Origin of the sequence: Hymenobacter jeollabukensis, from assembly GCF_005771675.1 — a bacterium.
Taxonomy (GTDB): Bacteria; Bacteroidota; Bacteroidia; order Cytophagales; family Hymenobacteraceae; genus Solirubrum; species Solirubrum jeollabukense.
The window spans coordinates 167,166-175,274 of the sequence record NZ_VAJM01000016.1 but is presented as its reverse complement, the minus strand read 5'-3'; the positions used below and the strand labels follow the sequence as shown (position 1 = coordinate 175,274).

The 8,109-nt window shown below is 58.3% G+C and carries 12 protein-coding genes; 2 read left to right on the top strand and 10 right to left on the bottom strand.

The genetic code is table 11. The features are described from left to right. Nucleotides 1-23: 23 nt before the first annotated feature. The 7 genes from FDY95_RS27165 to FDY95_RS23550 form a co-directional block, all read right to left on the bottom strand. Nucleotides 24-185, bottom strand: a complete 162-nt coding sequence (locus FDY95_RS27165; RefSeq protein WP_138081758.1) for a Y-family DNA polymerase — start codon at nucleotides 183-185, stop codon at nucleotides 24-26. Between the two features lie 2 nt (nucleotides 186-187). After that, complete coding sequence (locus tag FDY95_RS23575; RefSeq protein ID WP_138081756.1) at nucleotides 188-667, bottom strand: LexA family protein; 480 nt, start codon at nucleotides 665-667, stop codon at nucleotides 188-190. Between the two features lie 97 nt (nucleotides 668-764). Further along, a complete protein-coding gene (locus tag FDY95_RS23570; protein WP_138081754.1) occupies nucleotides 765-1,847 on the bottom strand; it encodes a hypothetical protein in 1,083 nt (360 codons plus the stop codon). Nucleotides 1,848-1,915: 68 nt separating this feature from the next. Then, on the bottom strand, nucleotides 1,916-2,188 hold the full coding sequence (locus FDY95_RS23565) for a hypothetical protein (RefSeq protein WP_138081752.1): 273 nt from the start codon (nucleotides 2,186-2,188) through the stop codon (nucleotides 1,916-1,918). A 51-nt stretch (nucleotides 2,189-2,239) separates the two neighbouring features. Then, nucleotides 2,240-3,970, bottom strand: coding sequence for a class I SAM-dependent methyltransferase (locus FDY95_RS23560; protein WP_138081750.1), 1,731 nt, complete (start codon nucleotides 3,968-3,970; stop codon nucleotides 2,240-2,242). Between the two features lie 124 nt (nucleotides 3,971-4,094). After that, nucleotides 4,095-4,280, bottom strand: a complete 186-nt coding sequence (locus FDY95_RS23555) for a hypothetical protein (protein WP_138081748.1) — start codon at nucleotides 4,278-4,280, stop codon at nucleotides 4,095-4,097. A 146-nt stretch (nucleotides 4,281-4,426) separates the two neighbouring features. Further along, nucleotides 4,427-4,915, bottom strand: coding sequence for a hypothetical protein (locus FDY95_RS23550; protein WP_138081746.1), 489 nt, complete (start codon nucleotides 4,913-4,915; stop codon nucleotides 4,427-4,429). A gap of 140 nt (nucleotides 4,916-5,055) precedes the next feature. Between FDY95_RS23550 and FDY95_RS23545 the strand changes: the two genes are divergently transcribed. Further along, complete coding sequence (locus FDY95_RS23545; RefSeq protein ID WP_138081744.1) at nucleotides 5,056-5,766, top strand: GNAT family N-acetyltransferase; 711 nt, start codon at nucleotides 5,056-5,058, stop codon at nucleotides 5,764-5,766. Nucleotides 5,767-5,821: 55 nt separating this feature from the next. Further along, nucleotides 5,822-7,084: a HEPN-associated N-terminal domain-containing protein gene (locus tag FDY95_RS23540; protein WP_171025824.1), complete on the top strand. Its 1,263-nt coding sequence runs from the start codon at nucleotides 5,822-5,824 to the stop codon at nucleotides 7,082-7,084. Between the two features lie 92 nt (nucleotides 7,085-7,176). Here the strand turns inward: FDY95_RS23540 and FDY95_RS23535 are convergent, their stop codons facing one another. The 3 genes from FDY95_RS23535 to FDY95_RS23525 are packed head-to-tail and all read right to left on the bottom strand — an operon-like array spanning nucleotide 7,177 to nucleotide 8,104. Beyond that, the gene (locus tag FDY95_RS23535) at nucleotides 7,177-7,413 is read right to left on the bottom strand and encodes a hypothetical protein (RefSeq protein ID WP_138081740.1); all 237 of its coding nucleotides are present in this window, start codon (nucleotides 7,411-7,413) and stop codon (nucleotides 7,177-7,179) included. 28 nt (nucleotides 7,414-7,441) lie between these two features. Then, on the bottom strand, nucleotides 7,442-7,897 hold the full coding sequence (locus FDY95_RS23530) for a hypothetical protein (protein ID WP_138081738.1): 456 nt from the start codon (nucleotides 7,895-7,897) through the stop codon (nucleotides 7,442-7,444). 9 nt (nucleotides 7,898-7,906) lie between these two features. Beyond that, nucleotides 7,907-8,104: a hypothetical protein gene (locus FDY95_RS23525; RefSeq protein ID WP_138081736.1), complete on the bottom strand. Its 198-nt coding sequence runs from the start codon at nucleotides 8,102-8,104 to the stop codon at nucleotides 7,907-7,909. Nucleotides 8,105-8,109: the final 5 nt, after the last annotated feature.

Sequence of the window (8,109 nt, the reverse complement as noted above, 5' to 3'; positions counted from 1 at the left end):
TGCACCAGACAGATAGTTATTCGTTAGCCCGAGCTAAAGAACGCCTGCTTATGTAGTTCGCAGGCAACAGGTCGCACACACCCGTCGTTGTTGCTCAGCACCACGACGGGCCGGCCGTCGAGGCTCGGATCAAACGCCCGCTGTACGGCCGCGTAAAAATGGTTGCAGTCGAGTAAGCCGAACATGATCAGGCCTGCATGACGTTGCGGGTGCGGACGTGCTGGTGCAGCTTGCCGTGAATCAGCTCGGTGACTACGTGGGTCACCACGCCCCAGACGCGAAACCGGTCCTGCTCGTGGATCTGGCGCGGGGGAAAGGCGGGATTGTCCGGTACCAGCCAGATTTGACTGCCGCGGTACTCCAGCCGCTTTACGGTGAACCCGTCCTCGACGGCAGCCACTATGACGTGTCCGCTGCGCGCCTCGATGGCGCAGTCCACGGCCAGCAGCGCCCCGTCGGGAATGTGGCTGGGCGGGCCGGCCATGCTCTCGCCGGCAACCCGGGCCAGGTACGTGCAATCAGGATGCGGCAACAGGATTTCCGACAGGTTCACTTTCTCCCCGGCGTAATCAGCGGCCGGCGACGGAAAGCCTGCCGGCACCCGCGTATCGCATTCAATAAGCCAAACCGGCTCGTGAGCAACGCCCAAAATCTCTACGTCATCCATACTCAGCTCCTATGTGGGAACTGCAAGTATACGGACCGCTAAAAAAATTAGCTACTAACATAGTTAGCAGCTAATTTTCTACTCGGCCGAAAAGGGCTTACGAAGTGGCGGCGTCGCTTCTCAATTCTTCGGGCCGAACATCATTTTCGTGGGGTCCGTGAGGGGCTGTAACAGCTGACGGCAGGGCCCGAGCACGTTGCCGCGTCACCAGGTCCTGCAAGTGCGTCACCAAATCGCCGAATGTGCCATGCTTGAACATGGTAGCATAACCTGTCAAACTTGATTTCAGGGTTGCCAAACGCGCTTGCGCCGCCGTAGGGTCCGCCTGCGCCGCGCCGCTGGCCAGCTCGCGGCGCAGCAGCACGTATGCCATCAAATCATCATAGAAGTTCAGGAACTGCGCGGCAAACTGCAGCACGTAGTCAAAGTCCTGTAGGAATTCCATGTGGTCGATGGCCAGCAACCGCCGCTCGGGCAGATTGGGCAAATGCTTGTACAGTTCGGCGTTGTGCTCACGCGTAGGAATACCGCCCTGGTGCTTCACGCAGTTGCTGATGGTCCGGATTTTATCTAACCGCGGGTACAGCTTTTTAAACAGCCGGGGCAGCAGGTTTGCGCCGGGCATCATAACCACCTTCGCCGCTGCCTTCTTTCCGCGCCGCCCTCCCACTTTCTTGGGCAGACGTGGCCCCTCAATGGAGAGATCGAAGCCGAATTCCTTGTTGAACACGTCCACGAAATCAATGGAATTGCGAGGGCGCGCCCCAAGTCGGGCGTACGGTTCGTTTTTGGCGTGCGCGTTGAAGTTCCGAAACATATCCTCGACGGCATGGTGCAGATGCACGTAGCCGTCGCGCACTACGCTGTTGACTATCTCCCAAGTATGGGGGATTATGCTAAAGCCGTTGAACCGGCTTTCGTCGTCCCCCGAGGCCTCCTGCTCGCGCTGAATGCGCTTCATGTCCTCGACGCTGTGGTACAGATAGATGTTGCGGAAGGCATAATACTGCATCTGCAGCTCTCCCAACTGCATAGCCACAATAGCTTTGTGTTGGTTCTGCCAATGCTGCTCTACGCCAGCGCCCTGAGCTTCTTCCTGCACGCGCTTAAGGCGGTTGGTCAGGTATTCAAAAACCGGGGCAATGTCTTCGTAAAGGTTAAAACCTGCGGGTTCTGACATGGTGTAAATGGGTGGAATGGGAGAGTTGCCGCAAGGTAAATTCCCCATTCCACCCGTTACCAAATATTTTAGCGGGCCTGGCCGCTGGTTGCATCGGCCTGCGCACCGGCCCGTCGACTCAGCGCCTCGTCAATGTACTGGACCTGCTTGCGCCAGTTGGCCACGACTTTGTGATTACCGGCCTGCTCGAACAGGGGGATGCTTTTTAAGAACTGCTCCCGGATCTTCTTCATAGACTCGGGCTCTTGGGAATCGTAGTAGCTGGCAAAGACTTCGTCAGCGTTCTGGCCAGCTTCCAGGGCGACTTTAACCTGTCCAAGGTTGGTGATGGGGGTATTCATGCCTGCGGGGTTAGGTTGGGCGGTAGGGAAAAAGAGCGGGGCAGCTGGCCCCTAGGCGGCCAGCGCCGGCGGCTCGTCGCTGAAGGCCCCGAACAAGCTCAGCTGCGCGCCAGGCTTGGCCGGCGTGCCGGGCGCCTCCAGCAGCCGCGGCCCGGGCGCGGCCACCGGTGCCGGAGTGGGCTCCGGCTCGGCGGGCTGCTCAAAGGGGGAGTGCTTGCGCTTGCGGTAGGTTTCCATTTCGTGCTCGGGCAGCCAGAGCTTACCGGCGCAGGCCCGTAAATTGAATTCCTCCCAGAGCTTTTCGTCCCGAAAGACCAGATGCAACGTGCCTTTCTTAAAGAAGCGCAGGTAGAAAAACTGGCTTTCGCAGGTATCGGTAAAGGTCGAGCCGGGGTAGACCTTACCGAGGCGCTGAAAACGTGTTTCCAACGCCCGTTCGATGGTGTAGCACTTATCGTAGTCCTCCCCCGTCAGGTAGCACATGACCTTATCAATGTCGTTGTACTCCTGGTGGCTGTTGAGGCGGAAATGACTGCCGTACTGCTTCAAGTCGGCCGGCCGCCTCCAATCATCCCAGCGCACCCACCGGGGCAGAATCACCTTGCGGTTTACCTTCCAGCGGTCGTTGGTTTTCCAGCCCTCGACGTGCACCCGGTTCTCCTTGTGGTACTTGGTGAATTCATCGAAGACGGCTACCACGGCCTGCTCCATGATCTGGCCTTTGTTTTCCATCACCAATTCGATGAGGGAAGCAACGTTCTCCTTCGTAAAATCCATGAAGCCGTTGGCGCGGCCGTAGGCGGCAAAATCCTGCTGCACCTGGTAGGTGAGGTATTTTTCAATCCCCATTTTGTGCATCACCTGGCCCCAGGCGCTTTGCTTGAGCTCGTCGCTGAAGTGGTTGTAGCAGGCCCGCAGCGACTCGCCGCCCTCGGTAATGGCCTCGTCGGCCATCTTTTGGATTTCCTGGTGCTGGTTTAGCAGGCCGTAGCTGTAATGCTGCAGGGCGCGGCGGGCGCGCATGTAGTCAACAAACGCCTCCTTCACCTGCTCGTAACCCAGCATCATGTTGCCGATTACATCCTTGACGGCCACCGCGCTTTTAAACGTTTCCTCGGTGAGCTGCGGGCCCCGCTCCCGCGAGCGGCCGCGAAACTCGAAGTTGAGCCGGTCGCGCTCGGCCGGTTTCTGCAGGCGGATAAGCGATACTTCCACGTCGGTAGGCCGCTCCGAGTCAATGAACACCTGGCCCAGCTCAACGCTGCTGCCGTGGTCCTCGATGAGCTTTGCGAGCAGCTGCCGGGTTTCCGTGTAGGGGTTGCGCAGCGTCTCGCTGTTGACCAGCGCGGCGACGTGGCCACCGGGCGCGACAATGTCAAACGCGTGCAGTACGTGACGGTCGCCCTGGGAGAAAGGCGGGTTCATCACTACCAGGTCGAATTGATGATTGCCGCGGTAGCTCAGAAAATCGTCTCCGATGACTTTGTAGTTTTTGCCCTGCAGCGTGGCTTTCAATTCTGGGTCGATTTCGCAGGCATACATGCGCTTGCTCTTTACCCAGCCGTAGCTGCCCCGCTCGCACTCCTCGATGTGGGCAACCATCCAATCCAGAATATGGCCGCTGCCGGCGCTGGGCTCCAGAATGTTCATGGTGGCCAGCGCCGGCCGCCGCATGCGGTAGTCACGAATCCGCTCGCACCACTCCGGGGCCTGTCCTAACCAGGGTTCAAGTAACAACTTAATTTCACGGGGCAGGGTCGGGTAGTATTCGGGATTCAACATAGCTTCAAAAAGTGCGTTTCTACCTATTTAAACGCGCTTTTTGCTACTTATGTTGTATAAATTCCAATATAATTAGCAAGCTGAATCATTCCGCCCCAACTGCCCCTAAATGCAATTTTGCAGGTTAGCACCGATGGTGCAGCAGACACCAAGCCGCTAGCAGCTGGTCAGGCTGCCATTCGTCGCCGGGAAACCGGATAGGTGTTTCGCGCCACTCCCAGCCCGTCTGCTCAGCGCCGCACTCGGCGCACTGAACCTGCCATTGAATGGCCAGCGGGTAGATGGCTTCGATGGCAGCGTGGTGCAGCATGGCCTCACCGCAGCGCGGGCAATCCAACGCGGTCAGGTCCTCGCCCTTCCCTTCCCCTAAACTCAGATCTACCATTCCATGACGGCGCGGACAAAGTTGCACCATTGTTATTCCAAAGCTAAACCAACTCAATAAAAAAACAACGCTCAAAAGAGCGTTGTCTGCACTACTACTCCCTTTGCGGGCTTGGCCAACCGGCTGGGAAAAGGTTGGCTGTGGAATTCGGCCAACCGCTGCTGGTGGCGCTCCGCCGCGGCCTGCTGCGCCTGTTCGTACTGCTCCAACGCCTGGTGCCAGCGGTAGTCCAGCTCGCGCTGATGGCCCGCTATCCAGGCCCGGCGGCGCAGGTCTTTGATAATCTCGTCCAGCATCCAGGCTTTGTCGCTGCTGAGCCGGTGGCGGCACGCGAACCGCTCCCACTGGGCCACGTTGAGCTTCCAGTGCGTCAGGGTGGGGGCCTGCTCGGCCGAGTCGTACACCAGGGGCTTGCCGTAGTGGTCGTGCCGCGGGTCGTCCTGCAAGCCCAGGTACTGAAACTCGTGGTGCTTCTCGATGCTAGCCCAGTCGTCCACCTGGTAGATGGTGCGCTCCGGGCGAAACAGTGATTTCTGGCGGTCGGAAATGAAGTATTCCATACAACAACGTATTATCGTTCAGATACTTATTATACGAAAACGCGCTTTTGTATGTTGTAAAAAATCCAATATAATTAGCAATCAAGTCCGCCAAATTCTGCCTAGCATTGCACAAAATGTTGGCATCAGTTCCCGCAATAATGACGAATGAAACCCTCAGCCAGCTCGTGGACCGGGCCAACGGCGCGGAAGGCCCCGAAACGCTGTACCTGCGGCCGCTGACCGACACCGTGGTGCAGGCCCGAATCTGGCTGCGGGCGCCCCGTCCCGACGACTCTTCCGCCCTACCGCCCCATTACCGGGCTTACCTGATCCGCGACAGCGCGCAGCACTACGTGGGCATTGTCGTTGATCATGGCGAAGATTTGCACTGGCTGGTGCAGCCGGACGCCCAGGGGCAGGGCCACCTGCGGCGCGCTCTGCAGGACGTGATTTTACCCCACCTGCTGCAGGACCGCACGGAGCAGCGCATCACCATCAGCCGCAACTATGGGCCGGAAGCCTTCGAGGCCTCCGAGCGGGTAGCCCTGCGTGCTGGGTTTAAGCCCGTAGTACCGGCAGAAGAGCACGACGAGCACGTAGCCATCTTCCGGTACGTTCCGGCGCCGGGACAGGCCCTACCGCAGTTTTCTAGCCGCAATACGCCCATCGAGGAGCTACGGCTGCAGCGGCTGCGCCAGCAGCTGGCTTACCACGCCGCCTGCCTGCAGATGATCAGCGCTGAGGTGAGCATGCACCTGGGCGACGACGCCCTTGCCCATTACATAACGGACCTGGCCGACGATGTGCTCGGCTTGGGCCTCCAGGTAGAAGATGCCTCCTGGGCGGTGGAAGGGCAAGCCAAACCGTGAAACGCCAACTGCTTACCTTGAGCAATCACCCTTTCAACAGCAGCTGCTGGCCCGTATGATTATCGAAACCGTTTGCAGCAAGCATTTCGCAGACCAATACCTGAGGGCATTTATCAACCAAACCGGCACGCGCCAATTATGCGACGTTTGCCAGGAATCAAGAAAGTGCGCCGACGTAGCTGCTATTGCCCAGCGTATCGAGCAGGATTTAAGGCGGGAATATGAGCCATTGTGGCAATCTGATTTGCCGTATAACCCAGATGAAGACCGGTTTCCATTCGGACCACCCATTGATACCAATGAGCTGATCGAAAGCGAAACATCTATTGATCCTTATGAAATAATCGAAGCTATTTGCAAGGAAATAGAAACGAAAGAATGGGCTAGACAGGACTGGATTTTGCCGCAATCAGACTATATGCGGTACGGGTGGCAATCCTTTAGCCGAATCGTCAAGCACCGAATGCGGTTTGTCTTTTTCAGCGAGAAAAACCATCGCTTGTTTTCCGACATTGATTCGGATAGCCTGCACCCGCAGGAAGTATTGAAGGAAGTGGGCAAGCTTATTAAGTGGCTTAAGATTACCCATGAATACCCGCCGGGTAGCCTGAACCTGGTCAGGGCCCGCCAACATATGCGAAACGAAGCTCCCAAAAACGCCGACTCGCTGGGGGCTCCGCCCGACAAATACGCCCAGGCAAACCGAATGAGCCCTGCCGGCATTTCAATGTTTTACGGTGCTTTCGATAAAGAAACGTGCCTGGCAGAAATTGTCGACTATGATTGGAAAGCCTCTTCGGTGACGTACGGCTCGTTTACCAACCGTGTGGCACTCCGTCTGATCGATTTTTCGATGGCATTTAAATTCCCGAGTCTATTTAATCCAGGCTACAACGGAAATGCCAATTATTTGCGAGAAGGAATTGTCTTTCTTAATGCTTTCGTTCAGGACCTACGCAAACCAATTTCTAAAAAGGACGTCCACATCGAGTACGTGCCGACCCAGATTGTTTGCGAGTACCTGCGGTATATGTATGCCGGTGGTCAAATTGATGGCCTCATTTACGAGAGTGCAAAGCACCGGGGCGGCCGGTGCGTCGTGCTGTTCGTGGACAACAAAGAATCAATCGATGAAGGAGTCCCCGCCGGCGACATAGCCCGCAGGGTCACCGCACCTAAACTCGTACTCCAGGCAAAGTCGGTCACGCGCGTTTCCTTCAAACGCCTGTGGGCGCTGCACCTGGCTGCGGAAGCCAGGGCCTTGGCGGAAATCGACAAGCAGCTGAGCAGTTTCCTGCCATATCCAGCGGCCGAATAAGAGCAGTTGCCCCGTAACAGAACAGCCCCTGCGCACGGAGCGCAGGGGCTATTAATAGATGGCCCGTCGCCACCATTAAGAAAATGATGCTACTACTGGGTGGACCCCAGCAGCACCGACAGCACTAAGCCTAAGGCCGCGCAGCCGGTAGCGCCCCACCAGATGGTGCGAGACCAAACGGCGTCGGCGAGACGCCGAGCTCCTAGCAGGGCCAGGAGCATGGCGCTGCAGCGGGCCCAATCAGGAAACTCGTCCCGAAACAGTACGACGGCGGCCAGCAGCAGCCCGGCCACGGCCAAGACGTGGTAACGCGTGGAAGGGGTATCCATAACGGTGTAATAGAAAGGCTCAGCCAAATTAACGGTCGTACTCGATATCGTAGTAGTCGCGGCCGTCGCCCACATCCTCATAAGGCCCGTACTCCCCGCGGTGGTCGGAGTCGTTCTCTTCATCGTCCTGCTCAGCATCGAGCGGTACTTCATCGTGGCGGTCGAATGGGTCCGGCGCGATGTACGGGCCGTCGTCCTCTTCATCCGTTTCCGGGGGAGTCGTCGACAACTCGATTTCGCGGCCGAATGCGGCCCCGTGCGCATCGCCCCGGGTCTGCTGCACCATCCACGCCGGCGGGTTGTGCACCTGCACCCACACGCCCAAGAATCCGTCTTGCTGCAGATAGCCGCGGACGGTGGCCGGGCCCAGGTTGTTGATGAGCACCGTTACCTGCGCACCGACGGCGGGCACCGGCAGCGGGTTGCTCCAGCTCAGCGACGCGGGCAGCTGCGCCCGGTCGGTCACTACGGTAGGCTTAAACATGGCAGGGGCTTAGTTGTAAATGCTGCGTTTGGCGAGGCGCAGGTCCTGGCGGGCCTGGTCGAGGCGGCGCTCGGCCAACCCTTGGTAAGTCCGGGTGTCGTACTTGCGCCGCTCCCGGGCGGCGAGCTTCTTGCAGGCATCGACTTTGCGGCCCAGCGCGGTCAGGTGGGACGGGCGGCTTACGGTATGAAAGGCAGTGGAAAGCATGGCGG